The sequence below is a fragment of the Streptomyces sp. NPDC042201 genome, assembly GCF_055582185.1.
The window spans coordinates 21,002-40,728 of record NZ_JBVJDS010000019.1 but is presented as its reverse complement, the minus strand read 5'-3'; the positions used below and the strand labels follow the sequence as shown (position 1 = coordinate 40,728).

The window sequence follows — 19,727 nt, the reverse complement described above, 5'->3', positions numbered from 1 at the left end:
CGTATGACACAGAGCACCGACCTCGGCGCCGAGGACCGCAAGATCATCACTCTGGCTCGGAGCGCGCGGGCGCGTAATGGGGTGGCCGAGGGGGCCGCGGTGCGGGACGAGACCGGGCGGACCTATGTCGCGGGGACCGTGGAGCTGGAGTCTCTCAAGCTGAGCGCGCTGCGGACCGCCGTCGCGATGGCCGTGGCCAGTGGGGCCACCTCGCTGGAGGCCGCCGCCGTCGTCACCGCCGCGGAGAGCGCCGCGGACGAGGACCGTGCCGCTGTGTGCGATCTGGGCGGCCCCGCGACCCCCGTCCTGGTCGCGGGCCCGGACGGCGTGCTGCGCGCGACCGTGACGGCCGGTTGACGACGGCCGTAGCGGGAATCTGGTCGGCGGCGGCCAAACGATCGGGGAGAATGGGCGCCATGAGCGCTCGTACCTCTTCTCCCGAGACAGCCGAAGCCCCCCACCGGGCCGGCTTCGCCTGCTTCGTCGGTCGCCCCAACGCGGGCAAGTCCACCCTCACGAACGCTCTGGTCGGTCAGAAGGTGGCCATCACCTCGAACCGGCCGCAGACCACGCGTCACACCGTCCGCGGCATCGTGCACCGGCCCGAGGCGCAGCTGATCCTGGTGGACACCCCCGGGCTCCACAAGCCGCGCACGCTGCTCGGTGAGCGCCTCAACGATATCGTGCGGACCACCTGGGCCGAGGTCGACGTGATCGGCTTCTGCCTGCCCGCCGACCAGAAGCTCGGCCCCGGCGACCGGTTCATCGTCAAGGAACTGGCCGCCATCAAGAAGACGCCGAAGGTCGCCGTCGTCACCAAGACGGACCTCGTCGACTCCAAGACGCTCGCCGAGCAGCTCATCGCGATCGACCAGCTCGGCAAGGAACTCGGCCTGGAGTGGGCGGAGATCGTGCCGGTCTCGGCCGTCGGCGGAGAGCAGGTCGGACTGCTGGCCGATCTGCTGGTGCCGCTGCTCCCGGAGAGCCCGCCGCTCTACCCGGAGGGCGACCTCACCGACGAGCCGGAGCAGGTCATGGTGGCCGAGCTGATCCGCGAGGCCGCGCTCGAAGGCGTACGGGACGAGCTGCCGCACTCGATCGCGGTCGTCGTCGAGGAGATGCTGCCGCGCGAGGACCGCCCGGCGGACAAGCCGCTGCTGGACATCCACGCCAATGTGTACATCGAGCGGCCCAGCCAGAAGGGCATCATCATCGGCCCCAAGGGCAAGCGGCTCAAGGAGGTCGGGACGAAGTCCCGCAAGCACATCGAGGCACTCCTGGGCACGCCGGTCTTCCTCGATCTCCACGTCAAGGTCGCCAAGGACTGGCAGCGCGACCCGAAGCAGCTGCGCAAGCTCGGCTTCTGAGCAAACGGGCCCCCGTCACCGCGTCCGGCCGGCGTGACGGGAAGCCCGCTCAGGCACCCGCTCATGCCCCCCGCTCAGGCACCTTCCTTGAGCACGCGCGAGATCAGCGCGCGCTGCGCCTCGGACAGCCGTGGGTCGGCGCAGTGGACCGTACGGCCGTCGATGGAGATCACATAGCTGAAGCCGTCCGGCACGCCGGGGGACGGCGTCCCCCGGCCGTCGGCCACGGCCTGCTCGGCCAGCTCCCGCCATGCGTCGGCGTCGGGCAGCGCCGAGGTGTCGACCTCGGCCCTGCGCTCGATGCCCGCGAAACCGCCGGTGCGCCGTACTTGGATACGCATGGGTCCTGTTCTAGTACGTGTGGGCCGGCGGGGTAAGGGCGCGTTCCGTGCCGCCGCGCCTCATGCCGTGGGAACCCCGACCTGGGACCACGCCTTGGCCACGGCCTCGTGCTCCGCGCCGTCGCCGAAGCGGGACCGCGCCGCCGCGAGGGTCAGCCGGGCGAAGTCCGCGAAGCTCGCGTCGACCGCCAGCTCACCGCCGGTCAGCACGTCGAACCAGATCTGTCCCGCCCGCTCCCAGGACTTCCCGCCGAGCCGGTCGGCCAGCAGATAGAACGCGTGGTTGGGGATGCCGGAGTTGATGTGCACCCCGCCGTTGTCGCGTCCCGTGTGCACGAAGTCGTCCATGGTGGCCGGCTGCGGGTCCTTGCCGAGGACATCGTCGTCGTACGCCGTGCCCGGCGCCTTCATGGAGCGCAGGGCGACACCGGTGACGCGTGGCGCGAGCAGGCCCTGGCCGATCAGCCAGTCGGCCTGGTCGGCGGTCTGGTCCAGGGTGTACTGCTTGACCAGCGAGCCGAAGACGTCCGACACGGACTCGTTCAGGGCGCCCGGCTGGCCGTAGTAGCTGAGGTTGGCGGTGTACTGGGTGAGGCCGTGCGCCAGCTCATGGCCGATCACATCGACCGGGAGGGTGAAGTCGAGGAAGATCTCGCCGTCACCGTCGCCGAAGACCATCTGCTCGCCGTCCCAGAAGGCGTTCGCGTACCGCTCGTCGTAGTGGACGCTGGCGGTCAGCGGCAGCCCCGCGCCGTCGAGCGAGTCGCGTCCGTACGCCGTCAGCAGGAGCTCGAACGTGGCGCCGAGCCCGCCGTACGCGCGGTTGACGGTGGCGTCGGAACCGGGTTCGTCGCCCTCGCCGCGTACCTCCCTGCCCGGCAGCGCGGTGCCGTGCTCGCAGTCGTGGATGGTGCGGTGCGGGCCGCCGGTCGCGCCGTCCCCGGCCGGGGCGGTGGCCGGGGGGACCACGCCGACCGCGGTCAGCCGGCGGCGGGTGCGCCGGGCGGAGTCCGCGACCAGCGTGCGGCGGGCGGGCCCGGAGAGCGCGGGGTCGTCGGCCTGGGCGAGCTTGTCGAGGACGTGGGGAGGGACGATGGTGCAGAAAACGGGGGTCGTGGCAGTCATGCGAGCAATGTGGCACTCCGTCACGGCGCTGTCACCCATTGCGACGGAAGTTGCTGAAATGGAGTGATCCGTCAGCCTTCGGCCGTTACTTTTTCGATCCCGCATGCTGATACGGACCCGCGCGGACGGCGCGGCTCCGTTAGGCTTCGAGACATCATGCGTTTCGGGCTGCTTCTCCTTAGCTGCCGCGGCGAGGGCCTGTAGTCGTAGGCCGACCCCCTCCCCGCGGAGTCTGGCGTTGCGGTGATCACGCCCCGTCGGCCGTCCCAGTGGACACACGAGGAGCCCTGCGCAATGTCTGACACTTCTGTCGGTCGCCCCACGCCCATCACCAACGCGACCCACACCCAGAAGCCCTCCCGGATGCCGATCCACAAGTACGGCCGGTACGAGGCCGTGGACATCTCGGACCGCAGCTGGCCCGACAACCGGATCACCGTGGCCCCGCGCTGGCTCTCCACCGATCTGCGCGACGGCAACCAGGCGCTGATCGATCCCATGTCGCCGGCCCGCAAGCGCGAGATGTTCGATCTGCTGGTCCGGCTGGGCTACAAGGAGATCGAGGTCGGCTTCCCGTCCTCCGGCGAGACCGACTTCGCGTTCGTACGCTCGATCATCGAAGAGGGCGCGATTCCCGAGGACGTGACGATCTCCGTCCTGACGCAGTCGCGTGAGGAGCTGATCGAGCGGACGGTCGAGTCGCTGCGCGGCGCCCACCGCGCGACCGTCCATCTCTACAACGCCACCGCCCCCACCTTCCGCCGGGTCGTCTTCCGGGGTACGAAGGAGCAGGTCAAGCAGATCGCGGTGGACGGTACGCGGCTGGTGATGGAGTACGCGGAGAAGATCCTCGGCCCGGAGACGACCTTCGGCTACCAGTACAGCCCGGAGATCTTCACCGACACCGAGCTGGACTTCGCCCTGGAGGTCTGCGAGGGCGTCATGGACGTCTGGCAGCCCGAGGCGGGCCGCGAGATCATCCTCAATCTGCCCGCCACCGTGGAGCGTTCGACGCCGTCCACGCACGCGGACCGCTTCGAGTGGATGTCGCGGAACCTGTCCCGCCGCGAGCACGTCTGTCTGTCGGTGCACCCGCACAACGACCGCGGCACCGCCGTCGCCGCCGCCGAGCTGGCGATCATGGCCGGCGCCGACCGTATCGAGGGCTGTCTGTTCGGGCAGGGCGAGCGCACCGGCAATGTCGACCTGGTGACGCTGGGCATGAACCTCTTCTCGCAGGGCGTCGACCCGCAGATCGACTTCTCGCAGATCGACGAGATCCGTCGCACCAGCGAGTACTGCAACCAGATGGAGATCCATCCGCGCCACCCCTATGCGGGCGACCTGGTCTATACCTCCTTCTCCGGCTCTCACCAGGACGCCATCAAGAAGGGCTTCGACGCGCGGGAGGCCGACGCCGCCGCCCAGGGCAAGACGGTCGACGAGATCGAGTGGGCCGTGCCGTATCTGCCGATCGACCCCAAGGACGTGGGCCGTTCGTACGAGGCGGTCATCCGGGTCAACTCGCAGTCCGGCAAGGGCGGTATCGCGTACGTCCTGAAGAACGACCACAAGCTGGACCTGCCGCGCCGGATGCAGATCGAGTTCTCCAGGATCATCCAGGCCAAGACCGACGCCGAGGGCGGCGAGGTCACGCCCGGCCAGATCTGGGCGGTCTTCCAGGACGAGTACCTGCCCAACCCGGAGAACGCCTGGGGCCGGGTCCAGCTGCGCTCCGGCCAGACCACGACCGACAGGGACGGCCAGGACACACTGACCGTGCAGGCCGTCGTGGACGGCGTGGAGACGGTGCTGACCGGCATCGGCAACGGTCCGATTTCGGCCTTCTTCGAGGCCCTGGCCTCGGTCGGGGTGGACGCCCGGCTGCTGGACTACCAGGAACACACCATGAGCGAGGGCGCGAGCGCGCAGGCCGCCTCGTACATCGAGTGCGCGATCGACGGAAAGGTGCTGTGGGGCATCGGAATCGACGCGAACACCACCCGGGCCTCGCTCAAGGCGGTCATCTCCGCAGTGAACCGCGCAACCCGCTGACCTGAGCTTTTAGGAACCCCGTCCACCGGCCACGGTGGGCGGGGTTCAGCCATGTCATGGCGATCTCACGCCGGGGTGCTGACGCCGACCGGGCAATGTGGCTAACATCACGTCAACGCGGCAATGTTGCCGGAGCGTTACGGAGGTGCGCGACGTGCTGCCAGTTCAAAGATCAAGCGGCCGAAAACTGCGCGTCTGCGGCATTCGTACCTCATGGAACACGGTCGGTGACGGGGAATTCTTCTGCGCCGACTGCGGGGGCGACCGCAACTACCGCCGTCGTACCGGCCGTCGTCGCTTCACCGTGCTCGGTGTCCCGCTGCTCTCGCGCGGACTCGCCGGGCCCGTCGTCGAATGCGCGGCCTGCCACTCCCACTTCGGCACGGACGTCCTCGACCACCCCACCACGGTCCGCTTCTCCGCGATGCTGCGCGACGCCATCCACACCGTCGCGCTCGCCGTCCTCGTGGCCGGTGGCATCTCCTCCCGTACGGTCAGGGAGACCGCGGTCTCCCTCGTCCGCACGGCCGGATTCGAGGACTGCACGGAGGACCGGCTGACGGAGCTGGTCGAGGCCCTCGCCGCCGACACCGGCCGGTTCGTCGTCGACCCGGGCCCGTGCGGCGCCGCGCTCGCCATCGAGCTGCACGAGGCGCTGGAGCCGCTCTCCCCGCACCTGGCCCCGGCGGGCCGGGAGTCGATCCTGCTGCAGGGCGCCAGGATCGCGCTGGCCGACGGACCGTACAGCTCGGCGGAGCGCGAGGTGCTGAGCATCGTCGGCGGCGCGCTCAAGCTGTGCGCGGACGACACGGAGCGCCTGCTGCTCGCCGCCTCCGGCACGCCGTCCTGAACCCGGCCGTGGGCATACGCCCCGAGCCGTCCGGGGCCGCATGCCCCGAGCCGTGCCGGGCCGTATGCCCCGAGCCGTCCCCGGACGCGCACGCACGCTCCTGGACGGCTCCCTCGCCGCCGCGCGGGGGGAGGGCCCGCGTGGATGCGGGAGAATGGCGCCATGAGTCTGTTCCGGGACGACGGCGTTGTGCTGCGCACCCAGAAGCTCGGTGAGGCCGACCGCATCATCACGCTTCTGACCCGCGGCCACGGCCGCGTCCGCGCCGTCGCCCGGGGAGTGCGCCGGACGAAGTCCAAATTCGGGGCGCGGCTGGAGCCGTTCTCGCATGTCGATGTGCAGTTCTTCGCGCGCGGCAGCGAACTCATCGGCCGCGGGCTGCCGCTGTGCACCCAGAGCGAGACCATCGCTCCGTACGGTGGCGGCATCGTCGCCGACTACGCCCGCTACACCGCGGGCACCGCCATGCTGGAGACCGCCGAGCGCTTCACCGACCACGAGGGCGAGCCGGCCGTCCAGCAGTATCTGCTCCTGGTCGGCGGGCTGCGCACGCTCGCCCGCGGGGAGCACGCCCCCCATCTGATCCTGGACGCCTTTCTGCTGCGCTCCCTCGCCGTCAACGGCTACGCGCCGAGCTTCGACGACTGCGCGAAATGCGGGCTGCACGGCCCGAACCGCTTCTTCTCCGTCGCGGCGGGCGGAGTCATCTGCGCCGACTGCCGGGTGCCCGGCAGCGTCGTACCCTCTGCGGAGGCCGTCGGACTGCTCAGCGCACTGCTGACCGGCGACTGGGAGACGGCTGACGCCTGCGAGGCGCGGCACGTCAGGGAGGGCAGCGGGCTGGTGTCCGCCTATCTGCACTGGCATCTGGAGCGCGGCCTGCGCTCGCTCAGATACGTAGAGAAGAACTAGGAGACGAGAGCCGCATGGCACGACGCGGAATCCTGGGACGTTCCCGCCGCGAGTACAAGACGCCGGAACCACACCCCTCCGGTGCGCGCCCGCCGAAGATCCCCGCCGAGCTGGTGCCCAAGCACGTGGCGTGCGTGATGGACGGGAACGGCCGCTGGGCGAAGGAGCGCGGTCTGCCGCGCACCGAGGGACACAAGGTCGGCGAGGGCGTCGTCCTCGATGTGCTCAAGGGCTGTCTGGAGATGGGCGTCAAGAACCTCTCCCTGTACGCCTTCTCCACCGAGAACTGGAAGCGCACGCCCGACGAGGTGCGCTTCCTGATGAACTTCAACCGCGATGTCATCCGGCGCCGCCGCGACGAGATGAACGAACTGGGCATCCGGATCCGCTGGGTCGGCCGGATGCCGAAGATGTGGAAGTCGGTCGTCGAGGAGCTCCAGGTCGCGCAGGAGCAGACCCGGGACAACGACGCCATGACGCTCTACTTCTGCGTCAATTACGGCGGCCGCGCGGAGATCGCGGACGCGGCGCAGGCGCTCGCGGCCGATGTGGCCTCCGGCAAGCTCGACCCGGCCAAGGTCAACGAGAAGACCTTCGCCAAGTATCTGTACTACCCGGACATGCCGGACGTGGACCTCTTCCTGCGTCCCAGCGGCGAGCAGCGCACGTCCAACTATCTGATCTGGCAGAGCAGTTACGCGGAGATGGTCTTCCAGGACGTGCTGTGGCCGGACTTCGACCGCCGGGATCTGTGGCGGGCCTGTCTGGAATACGCGTCCCGGGACCGGCGCTTCGGCGGGGCCCTGCCCAACCAGGCGACCGACGAGGACGGAAGCGGGAACGAGACCGGGGAAGAGCAGTCCTGATACAGGGGTGGGCCCGCGCCACCCGGCGCGGGCCCACCCCTGTATCGCTCGGACACGCCTTAGTTCTTGGCGGCCACCGCCGCGCATGCCGCGCAGGTGCCGAAGATCTCCACCGTGTGCGCCACGCTCACATAGCCGTGCTGCGCGGCGATCGTCTCCGCCCACTGTTCGACCGCGGGTCCTTCGACCTCGACGGCCTTTCCGCAGACCCGGCACACCAGATGGTGATGGTGATCGCCGGTCGAGCAGCGCCGGTAGACCGACTCCCCGTCGTTCGTCCGCAGCACATCGACCTCGCCCGCGTCGGCGAGGGACTGGAGTGTGCGGTAGACGGTGGTCAGTCCGACCGAGTCACCGCGGTGCTTGAGCATGTCGTGAAGCTCCTGCGCGCTGCGGAACTCGTCCACCTCGTCCAGCGCCGCCGCCACCGCGGCCCGCTGGCGGGTCGACCGGCCGCGCACGGGGGCCGCGCTTGATCCACCGCTGGGCGCAGTCGTCACAGGTGCCTCCTTGCCTCTGCCCGTATCCATCCGTCGGGCATTACCCGCTTCCCTCGGGCCATTCTGCCAGTTCGCGGTCAGGCCGTGAGGTCGTTCACGGGCTGCCGCGCCCCCGGTACGTCCGGCATGTCCGGTACGGCGCGGGCCCGGCGTCTCGCCAGGGGAGTGGCGAGCACGGTCAGGACCACGAAGACAGCGATAGCGATCAGCACGATCGTCGCGCCGGGCGGGACGTCCTGGTAGTACGAGGTGACCGTGCCGGCCAGGGTCACCGCCGTACCGATCACGACGGCCAGTACGAACGTGACGGCGAAGGACCGGGTGATCTGCTGGGCCGCCGCCACCGGCACCACCATCAGCGCGCTGACCAGCAGCAGCCCCACCACCCGCATGGCGACGGTGACCGTCACCGCGGCCGTGACCGCGACCAGCAGATTCAGGGTGCGCACCGGCAGTCCGGTGACCCGGGCGAACTCCTCGTCCTGGCTGACCGCGAACAGCTGCCGCCGCAGCCCCACCGTGACCAGCACCACAAAGCCGGCGAGCAGCGAGATCGCGGTCACGTCCTGCGCCGAGACCGTCGACAGGGAACCGAAGAGATAGGAACTGAGGTTGGCGTTGGAGCCGTTCGGCGCGAGGTTGATCAGCAGGACACCGCCCGCCATTCCGCCGTAGAAGAGCATGGCCAGCGCGATGTCGCCGCGGGTGCGGCCGTACGCCCTGATCAGCTCCATCGTGACGGCGCCGACCACCGCGACCAGCGTCGCCATCCAGACCGGGCTGGTGGAGAGCAGAAAGCCCAGGCCGACCCCGGTCATCGCGACATGGCCGATGCCGTCGCCCATCAGCGCCTGGCGGCGCTGTACGAGATAGATGCCGATGGCGGGGGCGGTGACGCCGACGAGCACGGCAGCGAGCAGCGCGCGCTGCATGAAGGCGGTCTCAAGGATTTCCATGGTCAGGTCAGCAGTCCTGTACGGAGCGGCTCGCCGGCCGCATGCGGGTGACAGCTCGGACGGGTCAGACGCTCGGGGTCGTGGGCACCCGGTCCTGCGGCCCCGGGCGGCGGGCCGTCGTGCACCACGCAGCCGTCGCGCAGCACCACCGCGCGGTCGATCAGCGGCTCCAGCGGGCCCAGTTCATGGAGGACGAGCAGGACGGTCGTCCCGGCCGCGACCTGTTCGCGCAGGGTCGCCGCGAGGATGTCCTGGCTGGCCAGGTCGACGCCCGCCATGGGCTCGTCCATGATCAGCAGCTCGGGGGCGGCGGCGAGCGCCCTGGCGATCAGCACACGCTGGTGCTGGCCGCCGGAGAGCGCGTCCACGGAGTCCTTGGCGCGGTCGGCGAGCCCGACGAGCTCGATGGCCCGCTGGACGGCTGCCCGGTCGGCCTTGGTGGGCCACCCCAGCCTCGTACGGGAGAGCCGGCCGGAGGAGACGACCTCGCGGACGGTCGCGGGCACGCCGCTCGCGGCCGTGGTGCGCTGCGGTACGTAACCGACGCGCGCCCAGTCGCGGAAGCGGCGCAGCGGGGTCGCGAAGAGCGAGATCTCGCCGCTGGTCAGCGGTACCTGACCGATCACGGAGCGGACGGCGGTGGACTTGCCGGAGCCGTTGGCGCCGAGCAGGGCGACGACCTCGCCGCGGCGCACGGTGAGATCGACGCCGCGCAGCACGGGGCGCGAGCCGAGCGTGGCGGTGGCTCCACGGACGGAGATGACCGGTGCGGGGCCGTCCGGGCCCCCGCTCTCCGCCTCCGCCACCGGCACCGCCTGCGCCTCCGCTTCCGCGGTCCGCGGGGCTATGTCCGCGTCAGCGGGCTGTCCGCTCTCCCTCGTCGCCATGTCCGGCGCCTCCGATGCTGCTGTCAGCTGGTTCATTTCACGTGGGTCACTTCGGGTGGCTCACTTCCGGTGGCTCACTTCGCGCCGAGCGCCTTCCGCAGCGCCGCGAGGTTGGACTCCATGACCTGGATGTAGTCAGCGCCCTTGGACCGGTCGGTGATTCCCTCCAGCGGGTCCAGGACGTCGGTCTTCAGTCCGGAGTCCCCGGCGAGGGTCTTGGCGGTCTTGTCGCTGGCGAGCGTCTCGAAGAATACGGTGCTGACCTTGTCGCGCCGCGCGATGGTCTCCAGCTCCTTGACCCGGGCGGGGGTCGGCTCCGCCTCGGGGTCCATGCCGGCGATGGCCTCCTGCTCCAGCCCGTAGCGCTCGGCGAGGTAGCCGAAGGCGGCGTGGGTGGTGATGAAGGTCTTCGTCGTGGTGTCGGCGAGGCCCTGCTTGAACGCGGTGTCCAGGCCGCCGAGCTTCTCGACCAGGGCGTCGGTGTTCTTCCGGTACGCGGCGGCGTGGTCCGGGTCGGCCTTCTCCAGGGAGGCGCCGACCCCCTTGGCGACCTCGGCGTACTTCACCGGGTCGAGCCAGATGTGCGGGTCGCCGCCGTTCGCGGTGCCTTCTTCGCCGCCGTGGCCGTGCTCGTCGGCACCCTGCTCGTCGGCAGCGTGCTCCTCGCCCTCATGGGCGTGGCCGGCCTCGGTGCCGTGCTTCTCCAGTGTGGTGAGGGAGGCCGCGTCGACGATGTGCGGCACGCCGGACTGGGCGATGGCCTCGTCGACGGCGGGCTGGACGCCCTTGAGGTAGACGATGACGTCCGCGTCGCCGAGCTGGGCGGCCTGCCGGGGCTTGAGCTCCAGGTCGTGCGGCTCGACGCCCGGCTTGGTGAGGGTGGTGACGGAGACATGGTCACCACCGATCTGCTGGGCCAGGAACTGCATCGGGTAGAACGACGCGGTCACCGCGAGCTTGTCGCCGCTCTTCCCGTCCGCGGCGTCGGAGGCGGAGCAGGCGGACAGGGCGGCCAGGCCGAGCGTGACCGCTCCGGCGGTGGCGGCGGCGGGTATGAGGCGTCTTACGTTCATGACAGTCATTTTCAACAAAAGTGGAAACGATTGTCAACAAGGGCTGGGGAAGTCTCTTACCCCGCACCGATTTGATCCGAGGGGTGCGGCCGCCGCTAATCTGAAGCATTAGCCGTTCGTCGTCGCAATGAAGAGAGCACCGTGGCCGCCGACAAGATCGACAGCATCGTCAACCTGAGCAAGCGCCGTGGCTTCGTCTACCCGTGCAGCGAGATCTACGGCGGCCAGAAGGCCGCCTGGGACTACGGGCCGCTCGGAGTCGAGCTGAAGGAGAACCTCAAGCGCCAGTGGTGGCGCTACATGGTCACCTCGCGCGAGGACGTTGTCGGGCTCGACTCGTCGGTGATCCTGGCCACCGAGGTCTGGGAGGCGTCCGGCCACGTCGCGACCTTCAGCGACCCGCTCACCGAGTGCACCTCCTGCCACAAGCGCTACCGCGCGGACCACCTGGAGGAGGCGTACGAGGAGAAGCACGGCAAGCCGCCCGTGAACGGCCTCGCCGACCTCAACTGCCCGAACTGCGGCAACAAGGGCACCTTTACCGAGCCCAAGCAGTTCTCCGGGCTGCTCGCCACCCACCTCGGCCCGACGCAGGACTCCGGCTCCATCGCGTATCTGCGTCCCGAGACGGCCCAGGGCATTTTCACCAACTTCGCCCAGGTGCAGCAGACGTCCCGCAAGAAGCCGCCGTTCGGCATCGCGCAGATGGGCAAGTCCTTCCGGAACGAGATCACTCCGGGCAACTTCATCTTCCGCACCCGCGAGTTCGAGCAGATGGAGATGGAGTTCTTCGTCAAGCCGGGTGAGGACGAGGAGTGGCAGGAGTACTGGATGGAGCAGCGCTGGAACTGGTACCGCGACCTGGGTCTCCGTGAGGAGAACATGCGCTGGTTCGAGCACCCCAAGGAGAAGCTCTCCCACTACTCCAAGCGCACCGCCGACATCGAGTACCGCTTCTCGTTCGGCGGCAGCGAGTGGGGCGAGCTGGAGGGTGTCGCCAACCGCACCGACTACGACCTCACCGCGCACTCCAAGGCGTCCGGCCACGACCTGTCGTACTTCGACCAGGAGGCCGGCGAGCGCTGGACCCCGTACGTCATCGAGCCCGCCGCCGGTGTCGGCCGCGCGATGCTCGCCTTCCTCCTCGACGCGTACAACGAGGACGAGGCGCCCAACGCCAAGGGCGTGCTGGAGAAGCGCACCGTGCTGCGGCTCGACCCGCGCCTCGCGCCGGTCAAGGTCGCCGTGCTGCCGCTCTCCCGCAACCCGCAGCTCTCGCCGAAGGCCAAGGGCCTCGCCGAGGACCTGCGGCGCAACTGGAACATCGAGTTCGACGACGCGGGCGCCATCGGCCGCCGCTACCGCCGCCAGGACGAGATCGGCACGCCGTTCTGCGTCACCGTCGACTTCGACACCCTCGACGACAACGCGGTGACCGTGCGTGAGCGCGACACGATGAAGCAGGAGCGCGTCTCGCTGGACCAGATCCAGAGCTACCTGGGCGGCCGCCTGCTCGGTTGCTGACGAAGGACGGCTTGACGGCCTGACGGATCGACATCCGGTCACGGTCGTAGCTCGAAGCCCCTGGTTCCGCCACGGAACCGGGGGCTTCGTTGCACACTGGGTGTACACGTCAACAGGAGGCACGGATGCCGTCCACGACCACCAGCAAGGTGAGCAGATGGGATCAGCACGGGCGTGAGCATGTCGTGCGCGTCCAGAAGGCGGGTGTACAGCGGTCGTTGATCTGTGACACCTGCGGCTGGCGCAAGGGAGCGCAGTTCCTGCCGTGGCTCAAGGCCGAGGAACATCTCACCGAGGCCCACCAGGCGACGGTGGACCCGGCCGCGGGCTGACTCAGGCCCGCAGCCCGCGCAGCAGCAGATCGGACACGGCGGTGAACTCGCTGTCGATCGTGGGCTTCCGCCACTCGGGGGCGTACGCCGGGTCATGGAAGCGGGCCGTGGCGGCGAAGACCGCCCCGGCGGTGCTCGCCGGGTCCGCCGCCGTGAACTCGCCCGCGCGCACGCCCTCTTCGACGATCCGGGTGAGCTGACTGGTCAGTTCGGTCAGATGCGCGTCGACCACTCCGCTGCTCTCCCCGATGAGCACGGAGAACGTGGCGAACAGCTCGGGGTCCTCCCCGGCCTTGTGGCGCTTGGAGTCGAACAGCGCCAGCAGCCAGTCGCGCAGCTTCTCCGGGCCCGGCTCGGGCGACGCGTCGGTGATCTGCTCCAGCGCGGCCTCCGTACGCCGCAGCCAGCGTGAGGTGACGGCCTCGCGCAGCGCCGCCTTCGTACGGAAGTGGCGGTAGACGCTGCCATGGCTGACGCCGAGCACCCGCGCCACATCGACGACCGTGGCCTTGGCCGGGCCGTAGCGGCGCAGCACCTCCTCGGTGGCTTCGAGGATGCGCTCGGCGGTCAGGGTCTCGGCGGCCATGGGATGTCCGACCTTTCATGGCTCGTGCGGCGGGACGTGACAGATGACATTACCTGTCAGGTCCGACCATCCGATGGGCGAGCCGTCGGCGCCTGCGGAGACGGTGACGCGTCAGCGCTCGCTGTCCAGTTGGGACATCTGGGCGGCCGGGTAGCGGTCTCCGGCCGCGGCGCCGGCCGGGACGGCGCGCTCGATGGCGGCGAGGTCGTCGGCGTCGAGCGTGACGTCGAGGGCGCCGAGGGCCTCGGCCAGCCGGTCGCGGCGGCGGGCGCCGACCAGCGGCACGATGTCCTCGCCGCGCGACAGCACCCAGGCGATGGCGATCTGCGCGACCGTGACGCCCTTCTGTTCGGCGATCTTGCGCAGGGAGTCGACCAGGCCCAGGTTGTGGTGGAGGTTCTCACCCTGGAAGCGGGGGCTGCCGGCGCGGAAGTCACCGGCGGACAGCTCGGTGCCCCGGGTGAAGTGGCCGCTGATCAGACCGCGCGAGAGCACCCCGTACGCCGTGACGCCGATGCCCAGCTCACGGACGGTCGGCAGGATCTCGTCCTCGATCCCGCGCGAGATCAGGGAGTACTCGATCTGGAGGTCGGCGACCGGGGCGACGGAGGCCGCCCGGCGGACGGTCTCGGCGCCGGCCTCGGAGAGCCCGATATGGCGTACGTGACCGGCCTCGACCAGCTCGGCGATGGCGCCGACCGTCTCCTCGATCGGGACGGCGGGGTCGACCCGGGCGATGCGGTAGATGTCGATGTGGTCCGTGCCGAGGCGCCGCAGGGAGTAGGCGGCGAAGTTCTTCACGGCGGCCGGACGGCCGTCGTAGCCGCCCCAGCCGTTGTCGGGGTCGCGCAGGGCGCCGAACTTGACGCTGGTGAGAGCCCGCGCGCGGGCGGCGGTGGGAGCCGTGCGCAGCGCCTCGTTGATCAGCAGCTCGTTGTGCCCCATCCCGTAGAAGTCGCCGGTGTCGAGCAGCGTGACGCCCGCGTCGAGAGCGGCGTGGAGGGTGGCGATGGACTCGGTGCGGTCGCTGCCCCCGTACAGCGCGGACATGCCCATGCAGCCGAGGCCGAGGGCGGAGACCCGGGGGCCGGTGGCGCCGAGAGGGCGGGTGGGGAGGGTGGTCATGACGGGTTCCTCCATGCGGATCGCGGGCGATCGGGAGTGACACCGACAACTATGGCATGACGGATGACAGATTTCAATTTATGTCAGACGGTGCGTGGCTGACGTCGGCCAAAAATCCGGTACGACCCGGTCCCGCCCGGTGGTAGCGTCTCTGGCATGTTCTTCCAGATCTACGAGTGAGAGCGCGGCGGTCACGGCCCGCCCCCCACCGACGAATCCGCAGATCACTTCTCATCACTTCGGGAGAACCCCGTGGCAAAGAGCCGCAACAACCTTCTCGGCGTGGGCGGACAGCGCAAGAAGCTGTCCCGCGCTGACCAGCAGGGCAACGGCCCCGCCCGTAACGCCGACCGCAAGGTCGCCGCCGACCAGAAGCAGGAACTGCTGCGCAAGATGCGCGAGCGCGCCGCCGACCAGGGTGAGCCGGGCGACGACGCGACCGGGACCACCGGCGCGGCCCAGGCGACCGACGAGGCCGCCGACCAGGCCTGACGTACCTCCGCACCGCAGACGACGTGGGCCCGGATCACCTCGGTGATCCGGGCCCACGCCCATGAAAGCCCCCGTCAGGTGACCGAGCGCGGCAATCGCAGACTGAGCAGCGCCGTCAGGACGACCACGCCCAGCTGCACCAGCAGCGTGACCACCAGCGCGTCCCGCATCCCCGCGGTGGCGGCCAGGGTCAGGAAGAGCGAGCCCAGCGTCGCCACCCCCAGCGCCAGCGCGGACTGCTGGGTCGTGACCATCACCCCGCTGCCGACCCCGGCCCGCTCGGCCGGTATCTCGGAGAGCACGATCCGGAAGATGACGGGCAGCTGGAGGCCCTGGCCGAGGCCGGCCAGCGCGACCCCCGGCAGCAGATCCAGCGTGCCGACCGAGGGCCAGCCGCCCCATACGGCGAGCGCCAGCAGGGCGACACCGACCGCCTGGAGCACCGCGCCGGCCGTCACCACCAGGCTGCCGTACCGCCGCACCAGCCGTGGTCCGGCCAGCGACGCGGCGAAGAACGCCACCGCCATCGGCACCAGCGCGAGTCCGGCCCCGATCGCGTCCATACCCAGGCCCTGCTGGAGTGCGATGGCGATCACGAACATGAAGCCGCCGAAGCCGATCGAGAACGGCAGCACCAGCGCCAGCCCCCGCCGCAGCGAGACCAGGGCGAGCAGGCTCGGCGGCACCAGCGGAGTCCTGCCCTGCCGGTCGGCCCGCCGCTCGACGCGGTGGAAGGCGAACGCCGCGACCGGGAAGGCGGCGAGCGAGATCCAGGTCCACACCGGCCAGCCGGCCGCCCGGCCCTCGGTGAGCGGCGCCAGCAGCGTCACCAGCGCGACGGCCAGCAGCAGAGTTCCCGGTACGTCGACGGGCGCGGGCCGCTGGGAGCGGGTCTCGGGCACCGAACGGACCGCCAGGACCAGCCCGGCCAGCGCGACCGGCACATTCACCAGGAAGATCGCCCGCCAGCCGCTGCCCGCGATGTCGGCCGCGACCAGGACACCGCCCAGGATCTGCCCCGCCACCATGGCGAGACCGGCGGTGGCGCCGTACAGGCTCAGCGCCTTCGCGCGGCGCTGCCCGGCCGTCGCCGACTGGATGGTCGCCAGCACCTGCGGCAGCATCAGCGCCGCCGCGGCGCCCTGCGCCACCCGCGCCCCGACGAGGGTCCAGGCGTCGGGCGCGAGACCGCAGGCGAGCGAGGTGAGCCCGAAGAGCGCCATGCCCGCCAGGAAGAGCCGTCGTCGGCCGAACATGTCCCCGAGCCGCCCGCCGAGTACGAGCAGCACGGCGTACGAGAGTCCGTAGCCGGCGACGACCAGCTCCAGCAGGGCGGGGCCCGCGGCCAGATCGTGGTCGATGGTCGGCAGGGCGACATTGACGATGAAGAAGTCGATCAGGGGGAGCGCCGCACCGAGGAGCACGGTGAACAGGCCGAGACCGCCGAGTACGGAGCCATGATCCTGGATCACCGGAGCGTCGCCGGAGGCGCCGGCGCCGGCCGGCTGCGCGCTCGCGCCCGTGGCTGCGCTCGTGGCTGCGCTCGTGGCTGCGCTCGTGGCTGCGCTCGGGGTCGGAGCGCCGGACTGAGGGCGGGATGCTGTACTCACGTCGTCCACCGTTACTCTGGTCGAAGCCTGGTACCAGAGTGTGTTTATCCTGGTACCAGGACTACCTGGCAATGGGCTGGGACATGCGGCACGCTGGAATCATGACGGCGACCATGACCACGACCGTGCAGGAACCCGACATCCGGCGGCACGAGCTGGCGGGGTTTCTGCGCAGCCGGCGTGAGCGCATCATGCCCGAGCAGGTCGGGCTGGTGCGGGGCAGCCGCCGGCGTACCCCCGGGCTGCGCCGGGAGGAGGTCGCCCAGCTCTCCGCCGTGGGCGTCACCTGGTACACCTGGCTGGAGCAGGCCCGCCCCATCCAGGTGTCCGCGCAGGTGCTCGACGCCCTCGCCCGCGCGCTGCTGCTCGACCGCAGTGAGCGCGCCCATCTCTTCGCCCTGGCGGGCGCCGTCGACCCCGCGCCCGGGACGCCCTGCCCCCACATCACCCCCGCCGTGCGGCAGATGCTGGAGCGGCTGGAGCCTTTCCCGTCCTGTGTGCAGAACAGCCGGTACGACATCCTCGCGTACAACCGCACCTACGGGAGGCTGATGTGCGACCTGGACGCGCTGCCGCCCGAGGACCGCAACTGCATGTGGCTCGCCTTCACCAACGAGGAGTGGCGCTCCTCACTCGGCAACCGCGAGGAGACGATCCGGATGATGGCGGCGAAGTTCCGCGCCGCCATGGCGGAGCATCTCGCGGAGCCCGCCTGGAAGACGCTGCTCGGACGGCTGCGGTCGGCCTCGCCCGAGTTCCGCGAGATCTGGGAGCGCCACGAAGTGATCGGTACCGGCGACCGGACCAAGCGATTCCTCAACGCCCGCGTCGGGCAGCTCAACCTGGAGCACACCAACCTCTGGCTCGGCCCGTCCTCGGGCCCCCGGCTGGTCAGCTATGTCCCCGTGGACGACGAGTCCAGGCTCCGCCTCGAACAGCTCCAGGCGTCGGCGTCGGCGAAGGCGTCGGTTTCGACATCGGTATCGACGTCGGCACCGGCCCTGGTCTCCGCCGACGTATGAGCCGCCACGGGCTCCGGCCCGGGTGCGCGACAATGGGCGGATGACCGCTCCGCTCGCCACGCTCACGCCCGCCGCCGCACCGCTCGCCATCGGCCCGCACCTCGTGCGCCCCCCGGTGGTGCTCGCCCCCATGGCCGGGATCACCAACGCGCCGTTCCGGACGCTGTGCAGGGAATTCGCCGAAGGCGTGCGCGCGTTCGGGGGCCGCCCCGCAGCGGCTACCGTGAGCGGCGGCAAGGGGCTGTTCGTCAGCGAGATGATCACCACGCGGGCGCTGGTCGAGCGCAACGAGAAGACCATGCAGCTGATCCGTTTCGACGCGACCGAGACCCCGCGCTCGATCCAGCTGTACGGAGTGGACCCGGTCACCGTCGGCAAGGCGGTGCGGATGATCGTGGACGAGGATCTCGCCGACCACATCGATCTGAACTTCGGCTGCCCGGTGCCCAAGGTGACCCGCAGGGGCGGGGGTTCGGCCCTTCCGTACAAGCGGCCGCTGCTGCGCGCGATCCTGCACGAGGCGGTCTCCAACGCCGGCGCCCTGCCCGTCACGATGAAGATGCGCAAGGGCATCGACGACGACCACCTCACCTATCTCGACGCCGGGCGGATCGCGGTCGAGGAAGGCGTGACGGCCATCGCGCTGCACGGCAGGACCGCCGCACAGCACTACGGCGGTACGGCGGACTGGGACGCCATCGCGCGGCTCAAGGAGCATGTCCCGGAGATCCCGGTCCTCGGCAACGGCGACATCTGGTCGGCGGACGACGCGCTGCGGATGGTGCGCGAGACGGGCTGTGACGGCGTGGTCGTGGGGCGCGGCTGCCTGGGGCGGCCCTGGCTCTTCGCGGACCTGGTCGCGGCCTTCGAGGGTACGGACCCGTCGGCCGGAGGGGCCGGAGGCCACGGCGCCGCGGCCTCCCCGACGCTGCGCGAGGTCGCGGGCGTCATGCGGCGCCACGCGGAGCTGCTGGGGGAGTGGATCGGTGACGAGACCCGCGGCGTGATCGACTTCCGTAAGCATGTCGCCTGGTATCTGAAGGGCTTCTCCGTCGGCTCGCAGCTGCGCAAGCAGCTGGCGATCACCTCCTCGCTCGCCGAACTGGACGAGCTGCTGGCCGGGCTCGATCTGGACCAGCCGTGGCCGGACGGCGCGGACGGGCCGCGCGGGCGTACGTCGGGGAACAACCGGGTGGTCCTGCCGGACGGCTGGCTGAAGGACCCGTACGACTGCGCGGGCATCGGCGCGGACGCCGAACTGGACACCTCGGGCGGCTGAGCCCCCCGGGCCGGCCGGGCGTCTACACGGAGAGCGGCTACGCCGGACGGCCGTTCTGCGTCCCCACGTCCGGGCCCGCGTGCCGCTCCAGCGGCGCCGCGGCGGCGGAGTTGGTGACGCTGAAGGCGACGCTGCCCGCGCGGTAGCGGTCGTCCGTCCACTCGATCGGGCGGCCCGCGGCGGTGTACGTCAGATGGCGCTGTCTGAGCAGCGGGCTGCCCCGGCGGACCCGGAGCAGCCGGGCGTCCTCGCTGCCCGCCGCGACGGCGTCGATGAGGTGCTCGCCGTAGTGGGCGACGATGCCGGCGTTCTCCGCGATGCTGTTCATGATCGACACGCAGTCTTCCGGCAGGGCCTGTACGGCGGGCGCGACCCAGTCCGTGTAGGCGGTGCGCTCGACCATCACCGGCTCCCCGTCGAGCCATCGCAGCCGCAGGACGTACAGCACCTCGCTGCCGGGGGCGACGCCCAGCCGGGACGCCTCCTCGGCCGTGGCGGGGCGTGCCGTACGGCTGAGGATACGGCCGGCGGCCTCGCAGCCCATGGCCTGCGCCCACTGCGCGAAGCTGTTGAGCTGCTGGAAGCTGTGGCGGCGCTCCTGGCGCAGTACGACGCGCCGGGCGCCCTGCCGGGAGCCGATCAGGCCCTCCGAGGCGAGCAGCCCCACCGCCTGGCGCACGGTGCCGCGCGAGACGGACCAGCGGGCCGCCAGATCGCTCTCCGAGGGCAGCCGCGCGCCGACCGGATACTCGTCGCGCGCGATCGACCGCCGCAGCGCCTCCGCGATCTCCAGATAGCGCGAACCGCCCACGCCTGCCCCCTCGT

The 19,727-nt window shown here is 70.5% G+C and carries 21 protein-coding genes; 11 read left to right on the top strand and 10 right to left on the bottom strand.

The genetic code is table 11. From position 1 onward, the window contains the following. Positions 1–3: 3 nt before the first annotated feature. Positions 4–357: a cytidine deaminase gene (locus ACZ6MZ_RS32275; RefSeq protein WP_469356035.1), complete on the top strand. Its 354-nt coding sequence runs from the start codon at positions 4–6 to the stop codon at positions 355–357. 50 nt (positions 358–407) lie between these two features. Continuing rightward, positions 408–1,367, top strand: coding sequence for a GTPase Era (gene era / locus ACZ6MZ_RS32270; protein WP_389791381.1), 960 nt, complete (start codon positions 408–410; stop codon positions 1,365–1,367). A gap of 74 nt (positions 1,368–1,441) precedes the next feature. Here the strand turns inward: era and ACZ6MZ_RS32265 are convergent, their stop codons facing one another. Further along, entirely contained in the window at positions 1,442–1,708 is a 267-nt protein-coding gene (locus ACZ6MZ_RS32265; RefSeq protein ID WP_384191435.1) for a protealysin inhibitor emfourin, read from the bottom strand. Between the two features lie 60 nt (positions 1,709–1,768). Beyond that, positions 1,769–2,833 (bottom strand): M4 family metallopeptidase, encoded by a 1,065-nt coding sequence (locus tag ACZ6MZ_RS32260; protein WP_469356033.1) that lies wholly within the window; start codon positions 2,831–2,833, stop codon positions 1,769–1,771. A gap of 294 nt (positions 2,834–3,127) precedes the next feature. On the opposite strand from ACZ6MZ_RS32260, the gene leuA reads away from it, so the two are divergent. From leuA to ACZ6MZ_RS32240, 4 genes are all read left to right on the top strand, one after another. After that, positions 3,128–4,888 carry a 2-isopropylmalate synthase gene (gene leuA, locus ACZ6MZ_RS32255; RefSeq protein WP_469356031.1) on the top strand — a complete coding sequence of 587 codons (1,761 nt, stop codon included), beginning with the start codon at positions 3,128–3,130 and terminating at the stop codon, positions 4,886–4,888. Between the two features lie 154 nt (positions 4,889–5,042). Then, positions 5,043–5,738: a TerB family tellurite resistance protein gene (locus ACZ6MZ_RS32250; RefSeq protein ID WP_384191429.1), complete on the top strand. Its 696-nt coding sequence runs from the start codon at positions 5,043–5,045 to the stop codon at positions 5,736–5,738. Positions 5,739–5,900: 162 nt separating this feature from the next. Further along, the gene (gene recO, locus ACZ6MZ_RS32245; RefSeq protein WP_384191426.1) at positions 5,901–6,650 is read left to right on the top strand and encodes a DNA repair protein RecO; all 750 of its coding nucleotides are present in this window, start codon (positions 5,901–5,903) and stop codon (positions 6,648–6,650) included. A gap of 14 nt (positions 6,651–6,664) precedes the next feature. Continuing rightward, complete coding sequence (locus ACZ6MZ_RS32240) at positions 6,665–7,516, top strand: isoprenyl transferase (RefSeq protein ID WP_384191423.1); 852 nt, start codon at positions 6,665–6,667, stop codon at positions 7,514–7,516. Between the two features lie 59 nt (positions 7,517–7,575). Here ACZ6MZ_RS32240 and ACZ6MZ_RS32235 read toward each other — a convergent pair whose 3' ends face one another. The 4 genes from ACZ6MZ_RS32235 to ACZ6MZ_RS32220 all read right to left on the bottom strand — a co-directional run bounded on the left by ACZ6MZ_RS32235 (position 7,576) and on the right by ACZ6MZ_RS32220 (position 10,932). Then, positions 7,576–8,016: a Fur family transcriptional regulator gene (locus ACZ6MZ_RS32235; protein ID WP_384192956.1), complete on the bottom strand. Its 441-nt coding sequence runs from the start codon at positions 8,014–8,016 to the stop codon at positions 7,576–7,578. 77 nt (positions 8,017–8,093) lie between these two features. Next, complete coding sequence (locus ACZ6MZ_RS32230) at positions 8,094–8,972, bottom strand: metal ABC transporter permease (RefSeq protein WP_389793096.1); 879 nt, start codon at positions 8,970–8,972, stop codon at positions 8,094–8,096. Between the two features lie 2 nt (positions 8,973–8,974). Further along, the gene (locus tag ACZ6MZ_RS32225; RefSeq protein WP_469356107.1) at positions 8,975–9,859 is read right to left on the bottom strand and encodes a metal ABC transporter ATP-binding protein; all 885 of its coding nucleotides are present in this window, start codon (positions 9,857–9,859) and stop codon (positions 8,975–8,977) included. Between the two features lie 74 nt (positions 9,860–9,933). Beyond that, on the bottom strand, positions 9,934–10,932 hold the full coding sequence (locus tag ACZ6MZ_RS32220) for a metal ABC transporter substrate-binding protein (protein ID WP_469356027.1): 999 nt from the start codon (positions 10,930–10,932) through the stop codon (positions 9,934–9,936). A gap of 141 nt (positions 10,933–11,073) precedes the next feature. Between ACZ6MZ_RS32220 and ACZ6MZ_RS32215 the strand changes: the two genes are divergently transcribed. Both ACZ6MZ_RS32215 and ACZ6MZ_RS32210 read left to right on the top strand, forming a co-directional pair. Next, the gene (locus ACZ6MZ_RS32215) at positions 11,074–12,456 is read left to right on the top strand and encodes a glycine--tRNA ligase (protein WP_384192965.1); all 1,383 of its coding nucleotides are present in this window, start codon (positions 11,074–11,076) and stop codon (positions 12,454–12,456) included. Between the two features lie 125 nt (positions 12,457–12,581). Then, positions 12,582–12,788 carry a hypothetical protein gene (locus tag ACZ6MZ_RS32210; RefSeq protein WP_384192968.1) on the top strand — a complete coding sequence of 69 codons (207 nt, stop codon included), beginning with the start codon at positions 12,582–12,584 and terminating at the stop codon, positions 12,786–12,788. Between the two features lies 1 nt (position 12,789). Here the strand turns inward: ACZ6MZ_RS32210 and ACZ6MZ_RS32205 are convergent, their stop codons facing one another. Beyond that, complete coding sequence (locus ACZ6MZ_RS32205; RefSeq protein ID WP_384192970.1) at positions 12,790–13,374, bottom strand: TetR/AcrR family transcriptional regulator; 585 nt, start codon at positions 13,372–13,374, stop codon at positions 12,790–12,792. Positions 13,375–13,485: 111 nt separating this feature from the next. Then, positions 13,486–14,499 carry an aldo/keto reductase gene (locus ACZ6MZ_RS32200; protein ID WP_389793102.1) on the bottom strand — a complete coding sequence of 338 codons (1,014 nt, stop codon included), beginning with the start codon at positions 14,497–14,499 and terminating at the stop codon, positions 13,486–13,488. 252 nt (positions 14,500–14,751) lie between these two features. On the opposite strand from ACZ6MZ_RS32200, the gene ACZ6MZ_RS32195 reads away from it, so the two are divergent. Continuing rightward, positions 14,752–14,991, top strand: coding sequence for a DUF6243 family protein (locus ACZ6MZ_RS32195; RefSeq protein ID WP_384192976.1), 240 nt, complete (start codon positions 14,752–14,754; stop codon positions 14,989–14,991). 74 nt (positions 14,992–15,065) lie between these two features. On the opposite strand, the gene ACZ6MZ_RS32190 is transcribed toward ACZ6MZ_RS32195, so the two are convergent. Continuing rightward, positions 15,066–16,463 carry an MFS transporter gene (locus tag ACZ6MZ_RS32190; RefSeq protein ID WP_389793153.1) on the bottom strand — a complete coding sequence of 466 codons (1,398 nt, stop codon included), beginning with the start codon at positions 16,461–16,463 and terminating at the stop codon, positions 15,066–15,068. Positions 16,464–16,714: 251 nt separating this feature from the next. Here ACZ6MZ_RS32190 and ACZ6MZ_RS32185 point away from each other — a divergent pair, with 251 nt between their 5' ends. Next, positions 16,715–17,623, top strand: a complete 909-nt coding sequence (locus ACZ6MZ_RS32185) for a helix-turn-helix transcriptional regulator (protein ID WP_469356105.1) — start codon at positions 16,715–16,717, stop codon at positions 17,621–17,623. 40 nt (positions 17,624–17,663) lie between these two features. Further along, a complete protein-coding gene (dusB, locus tag ACZ6MZ_RS32180; RefSeq protein WP_469356023.1) occupies positions 17,664–18,902 on the top strand; it encodes a tRNA dihydrouridine synthase DusB in 1,239 nt (412 codons plus the stop codon). Between the two features lie 37 nt (positions 18,903–18,939). On the opposite strand, the gene ACZ6MZ_RS32175 is transcribed toward dusB, so the two are convergent. Continuing rightward, a complete protein-coding gene (locus ACZ6MZ_RS32175; protein WP_389793148.1) occupies positions 18,940–19,713 on the bottom strand; it encodes a GntR family transcriptional regulator in 774 nt (257 codons plus the stop codon). Positions 19,714–19,727 lie beyond the last annotated feature (14 nt).